Origin of the sequence: Thalassotalea litorea, from assembly GCF_043642205.1 — a bacterium.
Taxonomy (GTDB): domain Bacteria; phylum Pseudomonadota; class Gammaproteobacteria; order Enterobacterales; family Alteromonadaceae; genus Thalassotalea_A; species Thalassotalea_A litorea.
Genome location: NZ_JBHZSG010000027.1, coordinates 1 through 17,878, shown reverse-complemented (window position 1 = coordinate 17,878; position 17,878 = coordinate 1). Strand labels below are relative to the sequence as shown.

The window sequence follows — 17,878 nt, the reverse complement described above, 5'->3', positions numbered from 1 at the left end:
GGATAAACGCCTTTAAAACTCACCCGTAGGGAGTTTACCAGAGGCCCATTTACGGCCCTATATTTCATTAATATAGAATGACTATATCAATAAAATCTATGTTGTAACTGAACCTCTGCCCTAACTCTGAGTTGTGCACAAACTTAATGTGATTGGTATAACTTGCATTTCGTTAATAACTAGAAACTATATGATTTTTCGAGCATTTTCTTTCGTGTTTTCTTGAGGTTGATTAACCTATTGAGATCATCAGGTTTATTCGCTTTAATAATGTTAACCAAGTAAGCTATTTATCAAGACTCGTCACAAACAACGCCGATTACGGGACAGACATGCCTGATTTACTCATTTTGGGGCTCATAGGATTACTAGGATTTTGCTGCCAATGGCTGGCATGGCGAGTCAACTTGCCAGCCATTTTATTTTTGTTGCTTACCGGCGTTTTAATTGGCCCAACATTTCATTTGGTCGATGTCGATGCTCTCTTTGGCGACCTGCTGTTCCCTTTCATTTCTTTAAGTGTTGCCATAATTTTGTTTGAAGGCAGCCTGACATTGAAGCTTCAGGAACTCAAGGATGTCGGCAAAAGCGTGCGCAATATGATTTCCTACGGTGCCCTCATCAATGCGACGGTCACCACCGTTGCCACCCATTACATCATTGGTTTGAGTTGGTCCTTATCCGCATTATTTGGCGCCATAATGGTGGTAACTGGCCCGACGGTGATTATGCCAATGTTACGCTCGGTCAAGCCCAGCGCCAATGTCGCCAAAGCGCTGCGCTGGGAGGGTATTGTTATCGACCCGCTTGGTGCCTTGTTAGCGGTATTGGTATTTGAATGGATAGTGGCACAACAAACCAGCGCCAGTATCGCCCATGTATTCATTGTTTTTAGTCAAACAATATTAATCGGTATAGCCATGGGGATAAGTGCAGGTCATTGCTTTGGGTTGTTATTGCGAAACCATCTGATCCCCGACTACTTACAAAATTATGCCGCTATCGCCTTCGTCGGCGCCGCATTTGCGTTATCGAATACATTGATGCACGAATCCGGCTTACTGACTGTAACTATCATGGGAATATGGCTGTCAAATATGAAAGATGTCCATATTCGCGATATTTTAAACTTTAAAGAAACCCTGACAATTATCTTTGTCTCTGCACTGTTTATTATTCTTGCCGCCCGAATTAATTTTGAAACCTTGGCGCAGCTTGGCTGGGGAGCAGTGCTAATTCTTTTAGTGATGCAATTCATTGCCCGCCCCTTAAAAGTTTTTATCTCAACTATGGGCTCTAGTTTCAGTCTGCCAGAGCGCACATTACTGGCCTGGATCGGCCCAAGAGGTATTATTGCCGCCGCCGTTTCTGCTGCGTTTGCCCTACGTTTAGAAGAATTGCAGTTGCAGAACGCCGAACTCCTCGTTCCACTGGCGTTTAGTGTCATCATAGGTACGGTGGTGATTCAAAGTGCTACCGCTCGTCCTCTGGCCAGACACCTTAAGGTGAGTGAACCCGATACAGAAGGTTACCTGATTATTGGCGCCAATACGGTGGCGATTACTATCGCGACCGCATTAAACAATGCCGGGGTTAAAACGTTATTATGCGATACCCAATGGGAAAATATTTCTGATGCCAGAATGAATGGATTAACCACATATTATGGCAATCCGCTCTCCGAGCATGCCGAGCTTTACATGGATACATCAGGTCTGGGTGGCATGCTCGGGTTATCGCCTTATCATAGTCAGAATATCGCTGCAGCGTTACGATTCAAGGAGGACTTTGGTATCCGAAATATTTATACCCTAGCGTCAGCGGAAGATGAAAAATCCAATGCGAAGCATCGCGCCAGTGGCTTTTACAAAGGCCAGGTTCTGTTTGCTCAAAACATTCGTTATCGGGATCTAAGCCGGATCTCCCGAGGCGAGCACCAAATAAAAACCACGCAACTTACCGAAAACTATCAGTTTAGTGACTGGCAAGAAAATCATAACCCTGAGTTATCAATACTTCTGTTTGCGATAGATGACCAAAACAATATCCATTTCGTCACGCCTGAAACCAACTTAACGCCGCAGCAGGGCTGGCGATTATTCACCCTCAAGGTTAAAACAACTTAAGCGTTGTCACCGAAAGAGATGAACAAACGATGCTATTGGCAAGTCGGTAAAGATGGGAGTCGTAGTCAAACCCAATACATAAAGAGGTTGCGCTTGCCTAAAACCTAATGCTTAATGCTTAATGCTTAATGCAATGAATTGTCTGGCAAGCGCTATAATGGAATACATTGCGCATCCATTGTGTCCCTTAATAATTTAAAAAACCAACGAATATGACGCCACTTTTAAATTCTCATAGCATCGCCATTTTGATTCTGATCACCGTTGCCCTGGTGTTATTCGCGCAAGAACGCATTCGACTGGAAACCTCCAGCCTGCTTATTCTCATTATGTTGGTTTTGGGTTTCCAACTGTATCCATACACCACCGCATCTGGGGAAACCTTTAGTCCGATTGAGTTTTTTATGGGCTTTGGCCATGAAGCATTGCTGACGATTTGTGCGTTGATGATGTTGGGGCGAGGTATAGAAATCAGTGGTGCATTAAAACCGCTAACCACCTTGATGGCAAAAAATTGGAGCCGATACCCCACACTAAGCCTTGCGATGACCTTAATGATTGGCGCCCTACTCAGTGGTTTCTTAAACAATACCCCCATTGTGGTCATGCTTTTACCCGTTTTGATTGGTGTCGCACTGAGCAATGACAAACCGCCGTCAAAAATATTAATGCCCGTTGGCCTGGCAACGCTCATCGGAGGTACAGCCACGACCATAGGTACCTCGACAAACTTGCTTATCGTCTCTGTTGCCCATGATCTAGGTGTCCATCAATTTACGATGTTCGATTTTGCCTTACCAGTGCTGGTCGTCGGCGGAGTCGGTCTATTGTATTTGATTTTTATCGCACCAAAACTCTTGCCTGAGCGGGACGTACCGTTACAACACAAAGAGAGCCGGATATTTAAGGCGTCAATGATGATCACTGAAGATACCCAGCTTATTGATAAAACACTGGCGGAGGTATTGCGCAGTACCGATTATAAGATGCAGGTATCGAGAATTGTTCGTGGTGATAATCAATTGATTAAACTACCGACCATTCGATTAAAAGCAGGTGATGGGTTAATTATTAGCGGTACAGCGGAGCAGCTGCTCGAATACAGCCAGCAATTTAAAGCCGATTTGTACAGTCTCAATGATAACGTCCACCCAATCTCCAAAGACAATCCATTTGATGATGACGATCAAATTCTCGCCGAAATTCTGGTCACGGAAGGTTCATTGCTGGCCAATAAAACTCTCAATGAAACTCGCTTTTCCAGTATTCATGAACTGGTTGTTCTGGCGTTGCATCGCTTAAACAAACCGCAGCAGATTAATGGTTCCATTAACGAAGTGGCATTGCATCGTGGTGATATCCTGTTAGTTCAAGGCCGCAAGGACAACTTGCAAAAACTCAAAGAAAATACTCGTTTGTTGGTATTGGACAACACCATTCATGTGCCAGCGTCTAATAAAGCACCTATGGCAATTTTCATCATGATTGCCGTGATTGCGCTTGCAGCACTGCAGTTATTGCCAATATCCATCAGCGCATTAAGCGGTGTTGGCGCGATGTTGGTAACCCGATGTTTAAACTGGCGAGAAATAAGTAACGCCCTGAACCCATCGATTATTATGATAATCGTTGTATCTCTGGCCTTGGGTAAAGCCATGCAAATCACCGCCGCTGATCAGTTCCTTGGCCACCAATTTATTGAAATCATGCAAGGCTCCTCTCCGATCGTAATCCTGGGGGCATTAATATTCCTCATGTCTGTATTAACGAATGTGGTTTCCAATACGGCGGCAGCCGTCATTGGTACGCCAGTGGCGATTAATATTGCACAAGAATTAGGAGCACCAGCAGAGGCATTTATTCTTGCCGTATTATTTGGCGTAAATATGAGCTATGCAACGCCAATCGGTTATCAAACTAACCTTCTGATATTTAGCGCCGGTGGTTATAAATTTTCTGATTTTCTCAAAGTCGGTATTCCATTGACCTTGATTATGGGGGTAGGTTTTACCCTGTTTTTGGCCTCCTATTACCAACTATAAAAGGTAATCTCTGTGTTGAATTTTGAACTCGACTGGGCAATTATAATAAACCACAGCTTCAGTCTGGGCATGGCATTTTTATTAGCTCTACCGATTGCAATTAACCGCGAAACCGAAACTCGAAGTGCCGGACTTAGGACGTTCCCCATCGTCAGCGTTTCCGCCTGCGGATTTATATTGATTGCCTCTCACGTTTTCTCCGATGTAAATGCCCAGGCAAGAGTCATTCAAGGGGTGATAACCGGTATTGGCTTTATTGGCGGCGGAGCGATTTTAAAAAGTGATAAACAGGTTACAGGGTTAGCGACAGCGGCAAGCATATGGACGACCGGAGCGATCGGCATTGCTGTCTCCTGGCATCGCTATGAAATCGCGATTATTTTATCTCTGGTAACCTTCCTGACCCTGCAATTTGGTAGTACCGCTAAAAAAGCAATGCCTCAAGATGATAATGATCCGGAATAACGGCTCATGTCAGTGGATATAAATTGAAAGTTTGGTGAGTAAACTTCACCTTTTAGGATGGCTAACCTGTTTTCATGAATGAGAGAGCCTCACCTCTTTTTACGGCTGAACATTATTCCAATCCTCCCCGGAACTGTAAATGAACCAGTCGCTGATAAAGCTCACAGGATTGCATCAAAGATTCATGATCACCACTATCGACTACGGCACCATTATCCATAACCGCAATGTTGTCCGCATGTTGAATTGTAGACAGACGATGAGCAATGATGATCGTGGTACGATTGTGCATTAGTTGCTCTAACGCCTGTTGCACATGATGCTCACTCTCGCTATCTAATGCGCTAGTGGCTTCATCTAATAGCAAAATATCTGGATCTTTTAAAATGGCTCTGGCAATCGCTATGCGCTGTCTCTGCCCACCTGATAACCGTACACCTCGCTCTCCCAAAAAGCTCTTGTAACCCTCGGGCAGATTCTCGATAAAGCCATGGGCATGAGCTTTTTTCGCCGCATCGATCACTTCTTCATCCGTGGCCTCGGGCCGACCATAACGAATATTATGCATCACATCTGAGCTGAACAACGCCGGCTGTTGCGGTACGAGCGCCATCTTATCCCGCAGCGCTTTAGGATCAAGGCTTCGAATGTCAATGCCATCAAGTCTGACGCTCCCTTTTTGCGGATCGTAAAAACGTTGCAGCAATTCAAATATCGTGGTTTTTCCAGCACCAGATGGCCCGACAAGAGCCAGTACTTTGCCCTGCTCGACGGTTAAGGTTAATGCGCTTATTGCCGATTGGTCCGGCCGTGATGGATAGTTAAATGACACTTCATTAAAGGTGATAACCGGTTGCAACAACGATGCATCTACGACAGTTGTTTCAGGAGGGAGAATATGATTATCCACATTTAATATTTCGATTAGTCGCTCAGTCGCACCTGCGGCTCTTTGCAGCTCTCCGATAACTTCAGAAATGGTTGCCAGGCTGGATGCCACTAAAATCGCATAGAAGACAAAAGCGCCAAGATCACCTCCGCTCATTTTTCCAGAAATAACATCACTGCCACCTACCCAAAGCATGCCAGTTATTGCCCCAAAGACAATGATGATAACCCCTGCGATTAAGATTGCCCGTTGCATTACTCGACGACGGCCGATATCAAACGCCTTTTCCACCTCATCCGAGAACGCCTGTTTTTCCTGTTGTTCGCGAGTATAACTTTGCACGGTTTTTATGTGTTCAATTGCCTCACCCGCATAACTGCCCACATCGGCCATGGAATCCTGGCTCTTGCGGGAAAGCTTTCTCACCTTACGGCCATAAAACAAAATTGGTACAAGAATGAATGGGACTGACGCCAGCACTACCAGAGTAAGTTTAATATTGGTCGCAAATAGCATCACCATCGCACCAACACACATTAACGCACTTCGCAGTGCCATAGAAAAAGAAGAGCCAATAATACTCTGTAGCAACGTTGTATCGGTCGTGATCCGCGACATAATGTCGCCACTGCCATTGGTTTCAAAATAACTAGGGTGTAAGGTAATGACATGGCTAAACACCGCTCGGCGAATATCGGCGCTCACCCTCTCGCCAAGCCAGGACACCAGATAAAATCGGGTAAAAGTCCCTATTGCCAATAAAACAGTAACGAAAAGAATAAATAGCACCGCAGATTTAAGCTCTGCCATCGACTGCTGTGCAAATCCCTGGTCAATGAGCATCCGCACACCTTGCCCGACTGACAGCATTACGACAGCGGTGAAAATCAACGCAATCATCGCCGCAATTAACCGTCCTTTATAGGGACGCACAAATTGCACCAATTCCATTAAAATACTCAGGCGCTTATTCACCGGTGCATTTACGTCTAAATTCTCAGGTGTTTGCTGCTCGGTGCTGGGTGAAGATGACATGAATATTCCTGAATAAAGCTAAATCGGCATAAATAGATGGAGATTAACTCATATAATAAAGTCAATGATCCAGTTTGATATTAAGTAAGTTGCTGGCAGAATTACAAAAAACAGACGCACGTTATAGCAGTACTACCCACAACATTACTATAACACGATAACTTTCATTAAAACTGTTCATCCCATTGTTTTGAGAAAACCTTGGCCTGCTTATCGCGGAGCATCAGACATTTGGCGAACAAGCTTGTCGTCTGTGGTTGACGGCATTGCTCAGAAGGTTGATAGAATCGTAACCAAGCCGCTTGCTTTTTACCCGTAAATTTCCCCCGAATAACCAGAGCTTGATTGCCGAGTTGGTCGGCATTTTTTGTCATAATTACAGCCGTGGATGATTGTGATTTAACGGCCGGTTTATGCCTTGCTTTACCTTTTTTCTGGTTGAGGTTATTAGGGTTATTTGTGCGCGATTGGTAACCAAGACATAACCGAATTTTCTCCTTAAGTTTACGCTCTTTGTCTCTTAATATTTCGCCTCGCGGTTCGCGATAGCCAGCACGCATTTCCGCCCTGATGTTAGCCAAAGCCTGGTGATATGGTTCACATTCGGGCTTTGCCTGAGCACGAAGACTAGTGAAAATACTCAGGCAAACCAGCAAGAGAAAGATAACCACAACCACTTGTTTTCCTGAAGCCATAATCGTCCTTAAATCCCTTGCATTGATGTTACTTTAGCTTAATGCTCTTTGCCTGAAGTCCTTTTCCACTTAGCGTTACCAAACCTTCGCCCTTACCTACTCGTTTTATCAGGAATAAGCCCCTACCCTGGTGGGTTTTCAGGGTTTGAGATTGATAGCTGGCAACAGTCGCACTATTACCATTATCACTGGCAACCATTTGTAAATTTGCAGATAACTCAAGTGTGACATCCTGCTCCACGTGAGACACAGGGTTTCCTTTAGCATCTAATAACTGTACTTCAATATGCGCAATGCGATTGTTATCTTCCTTTAGCGCCTTAGTATCCGATGTTATCAGGACTGTCTCCGGAGAGTTAGCCGTAGTAACATTATCCGTTACCTCACAATTTTTATCGCCGCTGACGCTCAATAATCCAGCCGAAAAAGGCACCAGCCATTTATAAACCCGATCCGGAAAATCTACCAGATTTCTCTTACCTAATGACTGATCATTTAGACGTAAATCCAGCGAAGGACAATTTGAGAACACTTCAACAACAACCGCTTCATTATCGTCGTAATTCCAATGTCGATTAACGTTATACCAGCCCCATACGCGGCGTTGCCAACCACCTTTGCGCTTATCAACAAACTCTCCATTCTTGCCCATTTCATAAGTGGACGCATCAATAGTCTGGGTTGTAATATGCGCATGAGGCTGGTCTTGCCATAAGGTTTTAAAGAGATGGAAACCTGGCTTGTCGAAACCGGCCGTATCAAGCATCCCCGCATCAATATGTTTTGCAGGCCATTTCGAATGGGCTTCGCCCAGATAATCAATGCCTGTCCATAAAAACGTACCTGCGATAAATGGCCGCTCTTCTATCGCCTGCCATTCATGCCACTGCACGACGTTTTCGGTACCCATGATGGGTTTGTCAGGATAACGCTGATGACCATAATCATAAATAACTCGGCGATAACTATAGCCAATCACATCAAGCGCGTCGGTATATCCGCTGACATGACTTACCGAGGGTAAAATTAAATTCGCGGTAACAGGTCGTGTTGTATCAACGTCTTTTACCCAGTTTGATAGTTTTTTCGCGGTGTTTGCCAACACATATTCACCCGGCTCTTGTTCAAAAAAGCGGTGTTTAATTTCCTCGGCACTGATAAACGGCGGGTTGTAAAAATAATTACCCGATGCATTCATATCGAAATAGCCTGAAGCCTGCTTGTACCGCGGATAAGTCCATTCGATCTCATTACCAATACTCCACATAATGATAGAAGGGTGATTTCTATCTCGTAAAATGGCATTTTTTAAATCTACCTCAGCGTTTTCCTGAAAGAAATCAGCATATCCCCGACTTACAAAATCATCGTGACGCTCCCACTGATTCAGGCGCTTGTCTTTTGGATTATCCCATTCATCAAAAATTTCTCCCTGAACCAAAAACCCCATTTCATCACACAACTGCATAAACCGCTCTGACATAGGATTATGGGCGGTACGGATCGCATTGACCCCCGCCTCTTTGAGTTTGGTTAACCGTCGACGCCAGACATCGTCAGCCACCGCAACCCCTACACTGCCCGCATCATGATGCAGGTTTACACCTTTAATTTTTAAATTTTCACCGTTTAACCAAAACCCCGTGTTGGTATCAAATTTAAACGATCTGAATCCCACACGTTCATCTTGCTTATCTATCAACTTGTCCTGACGATAAATCTCAGTACTTAGAAGATAAAGATACGGAGAATTCACAGACCAAAGTTTCGGTTCAACCACAGCCAGATCAAACACCTCTTCACCCAGACTATTCGCACCGATATCGACGGTACGCGTTGCCCGCGCAACGACCTTACCTGCCATATCAGTAATTTTCGTGCTAAGTTCAAATTGCTGAGGTTGGTCATTATCATTATTAAGATCTACCTTGATCTTAGCTTGGGAGCGCTGCGCTCTGACCTCTGGCGTCGTAAATTGCACGCCCCAAATTGGTATATGTAATTTGTCTTTAGTGATCAGCTTAACATCGCGATAGATACCAGAGCCCGTGTACCAGCGACTATCAATATAACGACGGCGATCCACGCGCACAGCGAGAACATTAGCCTTTCCCCTAGGTGCTAAATAATCGCTGATATCCAGATAAAATGGTGTATAACCATTAACCCAACCGCCAATTTCCTGACCATTTAAATAGATTTTCGAATGATTATAGATGCCATCAAAGTACAAAAATTGCCTTTGCGTTTGCGGGTTAATGTGTGTTTGAAACGATTTTCGGTACCAACCTACGCCACCAGGCAAATAGGCGGTTGCACCATTTAAAGTCGAGTCGAAAGGCTGCAAAATACTCCAGTCATGGGGTAACTGGATTTCCTGCCATTGGCTATCATCCTGTGAAGTCAATTTAAAAGACGGATTATCCTCAAGAATAAATCGCCAGTTTTCATTAAAAACCGTTTCAGTTGCGAAACTAGGCAAGCTCAAAACAGCGCACAAAATGATTGTAAAAACGGGTGTTTTTCGTATTTTGGTTAACATATCGGACTCGAATTATTGTTTATTGTCAACAATAACACGATTTGTGAAAAATTCTACCCTTAACATTTTCAGTTGTTCGGTCTTATACCAATCCCATTAAATTATTGCTCACTCAGTGAGAATTTAAAGGCTTTTAGACAAGGCTTTGATTGCAGAGAATGGTTATTCCATTGTCAAAATCAGTAACGCAGGATAAATGCCTTTAAAACTCACCCGTAGGGAGTTAGTGAGAGGCCCATTTACTGCCCTATATTTCATTAATATAGAATGACTATATCAATAAAATCTATGTGGTAACTGAACCTCTGCCCTAACTCTGAGTTGTGCACAAACTTAATGTGATTGGTATTAAATATCTCATGGCTGAACTGATTGGTATTATTTTAGGCTGGGCGATAAAAGCCTATGGCGTCTACAAAGTTACCGCGAGTGTCATAAAGGAATAAAACGTAAAACACAGCCGGTAATCACTATGATTAGAAAGCTGAGAAAATACGTAGAGACGCTCGTTGCTTGAACTACCCTAAATTGGAGCAGCGCTGTAGAGAAAAGTGAATATAGTCGCGTTGTTATTAACGCTTTTGCCAGGGTTTATATCTGGCGAAGAAGGGAAATGGCATTACAGAAAATAGGGCGTGGCCAGCGAACCCTCGCTGGCCCGGCAAAGATACCTAATACTACATAAGGTATCTTCGGGATATCCTATCAATCGTTAAAAACGATTATTTCCACCAAAAATCGCCGCGGTCTGCAAGACGACGCGCTTCAAATTTTGTTAAACAGGCTTTTAGTGGGCTAGCTGATAAATCGCTTTCCGTTACCTGACGCTCTTTACCTTTTAAAAGTGTATCGCCATGAGAAACTTCAACACGACACTTTATTTCATCACCTTGAACCGTCTTAATGACTTTAACGTCATTAAATGAGGTTAGAAGGCGCGCATATGGACCGAACGTTTCCTGTTCCGTGTAATTGCTGTATGAAACACCTGCATTCGCAGCTGTTGAGAAAATCAAAGTAAATAGTGTAATCGCTAAAGTATTTTTCATGGTCAATCCCGTTACTTGGTTTAAAAGTTAAGCAAAAGCTCTAATTGATGGTTATTTTAGAGTACAAACTCTAAGAATGCACGCACTTTTTGTAATAAAATTACAAAAAATCACGTTTTATGGCTGAAAAATTCTTATTCATATAGATTAATCGTAGGATCCTGTAACTTTTATGTAAATTTACAACATTAATTTAGAGGGTAGGTATAAATCAGAAAGATAAGTGAATAGACAGGCGCTAATACCAATCACACTAAGTTTGTACACAACTCAGAGTTAGGGCAAAGGTTCAGTTACAACATAGATTTTATTGATATCGTCATTCTATATTAATGAAATATAGGGCCGTAAATGGGCCTTAAGATAAACTCCCTACGGCTGAGAACTCAGGCTTCAATACCCCGTAAAGGCTGCCCCTGTAAAGCCTTTACGGGTATAAAATGTAAATTATTTACTATTTTTCGTGGTGACTTGTTTGCCATCAAGAGACACTGGAAGCATGATGTGGGCATAATCGGTATCTCCCCACATAATATACGGTCCACCAACGTTGGGATCATCGCTAAGTCCTTTTAATAACGCTTTAGGGACAATAATCATCACATGAGGGCCGGTTTCAACATAGTCTTTTGAGTTTTTATGATCCGGATGGTGGGGTGAGGAGTTGCTCACACCAGAACCCGTAGGCTCACCTTGTAGCATGTAAGAGATACCAATCTTATCGGCGACAAATGCTTCCTTTTTCCCTACTGCTGCCATCATTTTCATCCAGGTTTCGTCATTGCACATTGGCGCTTTATCGCCGGGCATCGTATCTGGCAAACAGGTCCAGCCATTACTGCCTTCCTGCAGGACAGTGCCGTCAGTATCAATTACTGTCGCATTATCACTCACAGCGGCAGGCGCCGCCGATTTTGCTCGTGCAATTTTGTCTTCTTTAGATTCATCAGCAATTGCGGCCGCTGAGAAGATAAAGGCGATAGCAACCGATATAGATTTAAGTTTCATGTTCATCATTCTTTTCCAAGGTTGATTATAAAAGCCACTATGATCTTGCATCACCAGTAAGTTGAAATAATCGGTAGATCAAAGTGTGGAATGAGTCAAGAATAGTTGATGATGAATTTTTATCCAGCGATTAGGCACTCGCCATTGCTCATTAAATAGTTCAACTATTTGGCAAGCCAGCTCAACGTTGATCAATTGTCAGTCCTTCGCTTAAATGGTAACGGGTAAGCCTTAAAGCCAGAGATACTGAATCGCTGACATTTTTGAACGTTCAATACCAATCGAGCTCGTGGTATATAGCTCAAGCCGCCAATACTCGAATGGCTGCCTATCAGCGCTTCCTGCATAAAATAAACACGATTTAGATAACCTACAGGACCACCATATTTAACATTTTGACAGGTGGCTAAAATCGTTAAGGAGTCGCGTGAATAATCGCAGATACATGGTTTTCAACTATGGTAAATATAACGTTATCTCCAACCTTGAAATCATGTCCATGCACGAGACAGTTGTATTCAACGCCATCCTCTCCTTGCAATATCAAGCGATCAACAACATCGCCGTATTTGTCATTAGCAATATCCTGGCCAATAAACGCGCCGGTAGTCCCCATGATTGTACTGGCACTGCCGCCACCAATTTGCCCTCCGACTAATGCGCCAATAAAAGAAGCTCCAAACTGTTTCCCTAAAGAAGCATCCTTTTTAACTTCGCGAATATTGGCAACGACCCCGCTGTGCCTGACGATAGTTGGCGCGTCGTCAAGGTGGTCGGTCGGCACCTCTTGTTCCGACGTTGCACAACTTTGAATCAACATGCCAAAGATAACCAAAAGAGTAAAACGTAAAATTTTCATAAAATTTCCTTTGTAAAATTATTCATTGCTCAATGATGTTTACACAGTCGATAACCAGTTCCGCAATACCTCAGTCATGTCGATGTCAGTGGCTTAAGACGCAACGACTAAGCCTAATGACCAAGAGGATACGACGATTCCCTAAAAGTCATCCGAGCAGGATAAGATTCTCAGATCATACATTTAAAGCTTAGTTGATGATTTAAATATATTTATTTTCACAATTCCACTTCATTGACTAATCTAAAAAGACGGTTCGCTGAAAAGGCGATGGCTTTTGCTGTAAAGCCGCCATAAAAGGCGATAAATGGTGGGCTACACCGTGCTCGTTATGTGAGCCATAACAATGATTACAGCTAAATTATTAACCCCATGTAATGAGGAATGTCGAACATGCTATGTAAGTTATTAGCGATGAGTTTAACGGTTAGCAGTTTAATGACGGCGCATGTCTATGCAGCAGAAGGTGATGATGCCCCGGTAGATATTAATGAGGTTGCCAGACAGTTAGCAAACCCGAATACGAATCTGGGGGTATTAGCTTTTCCATTAGATTACATTCAATACCAAGGGGATATTAAAAACTCAAGCAGCCAGTCTGCGATGAAATTAAGTTTTCAACCTTCTTTACCTTATAAACTCAATGATTCAATGAATCTATTTTTTCGACCATTAGTGCCTGTCATATTCAAACAGCCGGTTACTGAGCTTGATGAAAATAACGAACTTTCGTTTACGAACCAAGGCATTGAATTAGGCGATATTTCATTTGATGTCGCCGTTGGCAAAACGTTTCAAAATGGTGTTATGGCAATTGCTGGTATTGTTGGTACGTTGCCAACAGCAACGGATGATAGCCTATCTTTAGATCAAACCTTGCTTGGGCCAGAGTTTTTAGTAGGTTATGCCACTGAAAAATTCGTCGTAGGTACATTATTTACGCAACAGTGGGACGTGGCAGGCGAAGACTCATTTGATACAAGTATTACTGGCGGGCAATACTTTTATACCATTAATTTAGCTGACGGTTGGCAAATTCAAGCACAACCCACATGGTCTTATAATCATAATGCTCAAAGTGGCCAAGAGTTAACATTTCCTATCGGCACCGGCCTTTCAAAAACACTAATCTTCAATAAAACCCCATGGAAAGTGAGCGTCCAATATTGGCACTACCTTGAGCAGCCCGATGCCTTTGGCCCTGATTATCAAATACGCTTTCAATTTGCCCCTGTTGTGCCATTACCTTGGTAAGAATATAGAGATTAATTAAATGAACATGAAAGTACATTCACTGTTGAGTATTTGTGCTCTTGTAGTTTTGAGTCAGTCTGCTTTAGCGAATATTGCCTTAACCGATGCTGAGTCACCTGTGCAGGTATCTGCGGGAGGGTACTTAAAATTAGATATGATTTATGACTTAGACGGCAACCGCAATAAGAACCAATTTTTAATGTCCGGTATTTCGGTGGAAGGTGACCCTGATTATAATTCAGGCAGCTATTTTTCAATGCATGCGCGAGAAAGCCGCTTTAATGTCGATGTGAAACGCAACATTGATGGCTCAGAACAACGATTTCATATTGAAATGGACTTTTATGATGAGAGTTCAAATTCACCACGGTTAAGGCTATTTTACTTTCAAAAAGACGAGTTTATCTTTGGTCAGTATTGGACCAACATTACGGATTTAAATGCCATCCCTTATTTTATCGATTTTGCTTTTGGCGAAGCATTGTACGGTGGGCGAAGAAATCAAATTCGTTGGACCAAAAAATTATCTGAATCTCTAACCTACGCCGCGTCAATAGAAGAGCCAACAAATACGAATATCGATAACCCCTTTAATCTTTCAGGATCTGAACAAAGCAAAATACCTGTACTAACGTCGCGGTTAAGCTACCTGTTTGATCAGGGGCATATTAATCTCGCCGGTGAGGTGATGGAACTTTATTGGGAAGGCATTAATCAAACGCCGGATGACTCAGCAATGGCTTGGGTACTTTCATTATCCGGTAGGTATAAACTTTTTAATGAACACGATGCGCGCGTTGCAATTACCCATGGCGACGGTACAGCCAAAGGTGTGTTAGGCCTTGCCGGTCGAGGTTCCGGTGCCAATTTAACCCTTGATGGCAAAATTGACACCGACAGACATACCACCATTGCGGTAAGTTATACCCATAACTTTACCTCGGTTTTAAATAGCACTCTGGGATATGCATGGCTGAACGTTACGCCTTCTTATCAGCGTGATGAAGCCGATATTGAGAAAAGCGCCATTGCCCATTTAAACGTTTTATACCAATACGATAAGCATATTGATATGGGTATCGAGTATATGCTTGGTGATCGCATTAACATCAATGAAAAAGAAGGGCGTGGACGCAGAGTACAAGCCATGGTTCGTTATACGTTTTAATACCTCGTAGCAACAGACTGTCGAGAATGGCGACGAGCTGTCATTGCGTAAGACAGTTAATTTAAAGCTAACGACATTTATCATGGGTTGTTACACCCAGATCAGGCCAAACCCGCATCATGATGTTTAGTCGCTAAATTGCCAGGATAAGGAAAATGGAAAACGACAAAGGACAAAGGACAAAGGGAAAAAGCAAGAGAAAAACGCTAAAGCCGCGGCCGATTCTAATGGATTTTGCAACATGAACAAAACGTTGAGCCAGATCTCGAAGATCATTCTATCAATGCTCCTAATAGGTTTTTCACTACTCGCCCAAGCAGTTGAGGCTCCCGGTGGGATGACTATCCTAGTAAAAGATCAATTTACTGACCGACCTCTACCAACCGCGCAGATCACGATCACCGAACGGGAAACCAACGCCACCCGTTCGATGGAAACCGACGCACAAGGTCGCGTTATCGTGAAGCAGCTCGACCCGGGTCTTTACTCGGTTAAGGTAACGAAAAGCGGGTTCGCTTCTTCCTACGAACCGAGCATACGCGTGATTACCCGTAAAAACATAAAAATTGAATTTGAACTACTCAATAAAACAGTAATGGATATTGTGGAAGTCAGAGCCAGGCAGGCTGATGTATTTGCATCAGGGTCTAGCACCTATCTCAATAGAGAAGAGTTACGCAGTGCCGTTGGTGGTGGCGCAGATCCGCTTCTGTCGCTAGACGGGTTACCTGGCTTGGCAGCCACTGGAGAATTTGCAAGCTTTAGCGTGCGAGGCCGTGGTCCAAGAGATAATTTATTATTCGTTGATGAGTTTCCCTTTGATAAAGCGGTGCATTTTGATGCGACACTAGGAGAAGACGAAGATGTCGGTGGCGGCGGACGTTTCTCGATTTTTGCACCGAATGTTATTAATGGAGCGGAGTTCTCTCCAGGTGGATGGGGGCCAGCATATGGTGGCCGGGCGGCATCATTGCTCAAACTCGAAGTCGCTGGTGGTAATCCAAGCCCTTCAGCAAGCCTGCGGTTTGATCTTGCGGGTTTTGAAGTAGGTTATGACGGCCCTGCCGGTATCACTGAAGACTCGACATTGCTGCTTTCTGCTCGCCGCCTGGATTTCGGCGCTTTCTTTGAAACGATTGAAGAACTCGATATTGGAGACCCAGTGTTAAGTGATATCATCGTAAAGTCAGTTATACCAATCAATCAAAACCACACCTTCGAAATTTTACTGATGGATACCCACGAAGACTATACGCGCGACATAACTCATGTGTTTGCATCACCTGATTTCCAGGATGTTGCGCTACTGGATTTCAAACAAGACAGTGATTTATATGGTCTGACGTTGCAATCATTGCTTGGTGAAGAAGCTGTCTGGACCAATAAGGTTTACTATCGCCAGAGCGACAAAGTCAGCTCAGAGGGTGAAGCTTTTCCTGATCTTGTTCCCCCGGGCACACCCGCGCCGGATATTCCCCTGCGAGAAGACATTATTACCATCGGTGAAGATGAGACAGAGCTCGGTTGGCGAAGCGACTTCGAAACCGTGAATCAATGGGGTGTGTTCAGCACAGGCATTCAAGTTACACAAATTGAACTGAATTACGCAACGATCTTAGATGGCGATTGGAACCGATTTGTCTACGACGAAAATGACTACAGGCCATCCCCCGAACAGCGTTATATTGTGCTGACACCCACCGACACCAATGCGTCATTAAATCAGAAAGAAACCAGCTACGCTGGATACATAGATCAGGTTATTGAGTTCGGAGATTGGGATTTTCGCACCGGTGTTCGACTCGAGCGAGATGGCTTTGCTGACGAGAACATCGCATCGCCCAGATTCAGCGTTAACTGGCGGCCCGGTACGGGGATTCGATATTTTGCCACCGCAGGGCTATTTTACCAGTCACCGCGTTATTTAGACCTTGCCGCTAACGAGTCGAACAACCTTAAGAACGAAGAAATTGCCCACAGCAGTTTGGGTTTTGAATACGTTCCGATCAACAACTGGTCATTACTCACTGAAGCCTACTATCAAAATCTCGATAACCTGGTGGTAGACCTAGATCGAGTGCGGGGCACCTTCGCTAATATTGGTGACGGCACATCGTACGGCGTCGATGTCGTCGTCAATGGCACAATTCGAGAAGGTATTTACACGACAGCGACTTATTCTTATAACGATATCGTTATCGACCGCAAAGACGGCCGCGGCGCTATTGCCGCCGACTTCAGCCGCGAGCATGTGGCCACCCTTGGTCTGACCTGGGAAATCAACGACCGCTGGAAAATCGCCGGTCGCTACAAATTCCTTTCTGGCAGACCAGACGAACTCTTTATTATTCATTCAGACGTACTGGGCCCTGGACAGCCTTTGCGGTTCTCAAAAGAGATCACTGAGCGCAATGTTGGTCGCAAAAGCAGTTACAGCTTAGTGAACCTGCGCATTGACTATCGACGAGCACTTGGCCCCATAGATGTCACGGCCTTTCTTGATGTTATCAACCTAACCGCAGCGTCCTCCAGCGACGACACCGAGTTTGACTATCGCCGAGGTATTGAAGTAGAGGATGATAGTGAAGCCGAACCGCTGATTGGCCTGCGCCTCGATTACGCCTGGTAATGAACAAAGCCAATATTACGCACTTAGTGAAGCTTTGAAGTTAATACCAATCACATTAAATTATTGCTCACTCAGTGAGAATTTAAAGGCTTTTAGGCAAGGCTTTGATTGCAGAGA

Annotated in this window: 12 protein-coding genes; 6 read left to right on the top strand and 6 right to left on the bottom strand. The window is 43.9% G+C overall.

What is annotated here, in order from left to right:
- The first annotated feature begins 332 nt into the window (after window positions 1–332).
- The 3 genes from ACHUFQ_RS11880 (at window position 333) to ACHUFQ_RS11870 (ending at window position 4,633) form a co-directional block, all read left to right on the top strand.
- On the top strand, window positions 333–2,126 hold the full coding sequence (locus tag ACHUFQ_RS11880) for a cation:proton antiporter (protein ID WP_394175824.1): 1,794 nt from the start codon (window positions 333–335) through the stop codon (window positions 2,124–2,126).
- Window positions 2,127–2,338: 212 nt separating this feature from the next.
- A complete protein-coding gene (locus ACHUFQ_RS11875) occupies window positions 2,339–4,168 on the top strand; it encodes an SLC13 family permease (protein WP_394175822.1) in 1,830 nt (609 codons plus the stop codon).
- Between the two features lie 15 nt (window positions 4,169–4,183).
- Window positions 4,184–4,633: an MgtC/SapB family protein gene (locus tag ACHUFQ_RS11870; protein ID WP_394175862.1), complete on the top strand. Its 450-nt coding sequence runs from the start codon at window positions 4,184–4,186 to the stop codon at window positions 4,631–4,633.
- A 112-nt stretch (window positions 4,634–4,745) separates the two neighbouring features.
- On the opposite strand, the gene ACHUFQ_RS11865 is transcribed toward ACHUFQ_RS11870, so the two are convergent.
- The 6 genes from ACHUFQ_RS11865 to ACHUFQ_RS11840 form a co-directional block, all read right to left on the bottom strand.
- A complete protein-coding gene (locus tag ACHUFQ_RS11865) occupies window positions 4,746–6,557 on the bottom strand; it encodes an ABC transporter ATP-binding protein/permease (protein WP_394175821.1) in 1,812 nt (603 codons plus the stop codon).
- Between the two features lie 167 nt (window positions 6,558–6,724).
- Window positions 6,725–7,252, bottom strand: a complete 528-nt coding sequence (locus ACHUFQ_RS11860; protein ID WP_394175819.1) for a hypothetical protein — start codon at window positions 7,250–7,252, stop codon at window positions 6,725–6,727.
- A 28-nt stretch (window positions 7,253–7,280) separates the two neighbouring features.
- Entirely contained in the window at window positions 7,281–9,734 is a 2,454-nt protein-coding gene (locus ACHUFQ_RS11855) for a glycoside hydrolase family 2 TIM barrel-domain containing protein (protein ID WP_394175817.1), read from the bottom strand.
- 782 nt (window positions 9,735–10,516) lie between these two features.
- The gene (locus ACHUFQ_RS11850) at window positions 10,517–10,843 is read right to left on the bottom strand and encodes a hypothetical protein (protein ID WP_394175816.1); all 327 of its coding nucleotides are present in this window, start codon (window positions 10,841–10,843) and stop codon (window positions 10,517–10,519) included.
- A gap of 447 nt (window positions 10,844–11,290) precedes the next feature.
- Window positions 11,291–11,851: a hypothetical protein gene (locus ACHUFQ_RS11845; protein ID WP_394175814.1), complete on the bottom strand. Its 561-nt coding sequence runs from the start codon at window positions 11,849–11,851 to the stop codon at window positions 11,291–11,293.
- Between the two features lie 415 nt (window positions 11,852–12,266).
- Entirely contained in the window at window positions 12,267–12,710 is a 444-nt protein-coding gene (locus tag ACHUFQ_RS11840; protein ID WP_394175812.1) for a hypothetical protein, read from the bottom strand.
- A gap of 393 nt (window positions 12,711–13,103) precedes the next feature.
- On the opposite strand from ACHUFQ_RS11840, the gene ACHUFQ_RS11835 reads away from it, so the two are divergent.
- The 3 genes from ACHUFQ_RS11835 to ACHUFQ_RS11825 all read left to right on the top strand — a co-directional run bounded on the left by ACHUFQ_RS11835 (window position 13,104) and on the right by ACHUFQ_RS11825 (window position 17,761).
- Window positions 13,104–13,964 carry a hypothetical protein gene (locus ACHUFQ_RS11835; RefSeq protein ID WP_394175810.1) on the top strand — a complete coding sequence of 287 codons (861 nt, stop codon included), beginning with the start codon at window positions 13,104–13,106 and terminating at the stop codon, window positions 13,962–13,964.
- Window positions 13,965–13,989: 25 nt separating this feature from the next.
- Window positions 13,990–15,132 (top strand): DcaP family trimeric outer membrane transporter, encoded by a 1,143-nt coding sequence (locus tag ACHUFQ_RS11830; protein ID WP_394175808.1) that lies wholly within the window; start codon window positions 13,990–13,992, stop codon window positions 15,130–15,132.
- A gap of 337 nt (window positions 15,133–15,469) precedes the next feature.
- Window positions 15,470–17,761 (top strand): TonB-dependent receptor, encoded by a 2,292-nt coding sequence (locus tag ACHUFQ_RS11825; protein ID WP_394175806.1) that lies wholly within the window; start codon window positions 15,470–15,472, stop codon window positions 17,759–17,761.
- The last annotated feature ends 117 nt before the right edge of the window (window positions 17,762–17,878 follow it).

Bases quoted from the DNA above. Each gene is read 5' to 3' on its own strand.
- ACHUFQ_RS11860 (WP_394175819.1), bottom strand. From the start codon at position 7,252: ATGGCTTCAGGAAAACAAGTGGTTGTGGTTATCTTTCTCTTGCTGGTT.
- ACHUFQ_RS11840 (WP_394175812.1), bottom strand. From the start codon at position 12,710: ATGAAAATTTTACGTTTTACTCTTTTGGTTATCTTTGGCATGTTGATT.
- ACHUFQ_RS11865 (WP_394175821.1), bottom strand. From the start codon at position 6,557: ATGTCATCTTCACCCAGCACCGAGCAGCAAACACCTGAGAATTTAGAC.
- ACHUFQ_RS11850 (WP_394175816.1), bottom strand. From the start codon at position 10,843: ATGAAAAATACTTTAGCGATTACACTATTTACTTTGATTTTCTCAACA.
- ACHUFQ_RS11830 (WP_394175808.1), top strand. From the start codon at position 13,990: ATGAAAGTACATTCACTGTTGAGTATTTGTGCTCTTGTAGTTTTGAGT.
- ACHUFQ_RS11845 (WP_394175814.1), bottom strand. From the start codon at position 11,851: ATGAAACTTAAATCTATATCGGTTGCTATCGCCTTTATCTTCTCAGCG.
- ACHUFQ_RS11875 (WP_394175822.1), top strand. From the start codon at position 2,339: ATGACGCCACTTTTAAATTCTCATAGCATCGCCATTTTGATTCTGATC.
- ACHUFQ_RS11825 (WP_394175806.1), top strand. From the start codon at position 15,470: ATGACTATCCTAGTAAAAGATCAATTTACTGACCGACCTCTACCAACC.
- ACHUFQ_RS11880 (WP_394175824.1), top strand. From the start codon at position 333: ATGCCTGATTTACTCATTTTGGGGCTCATAGGATTACTAGGATTTTGC.
- ACHUFQ_RS11835 (WP_394175810.1), top strand. From the start codon at position 13,104: ATGCTATGTAAGTTATTAGCGATGAGTTTAACGGTTAGCAGTTTAATG.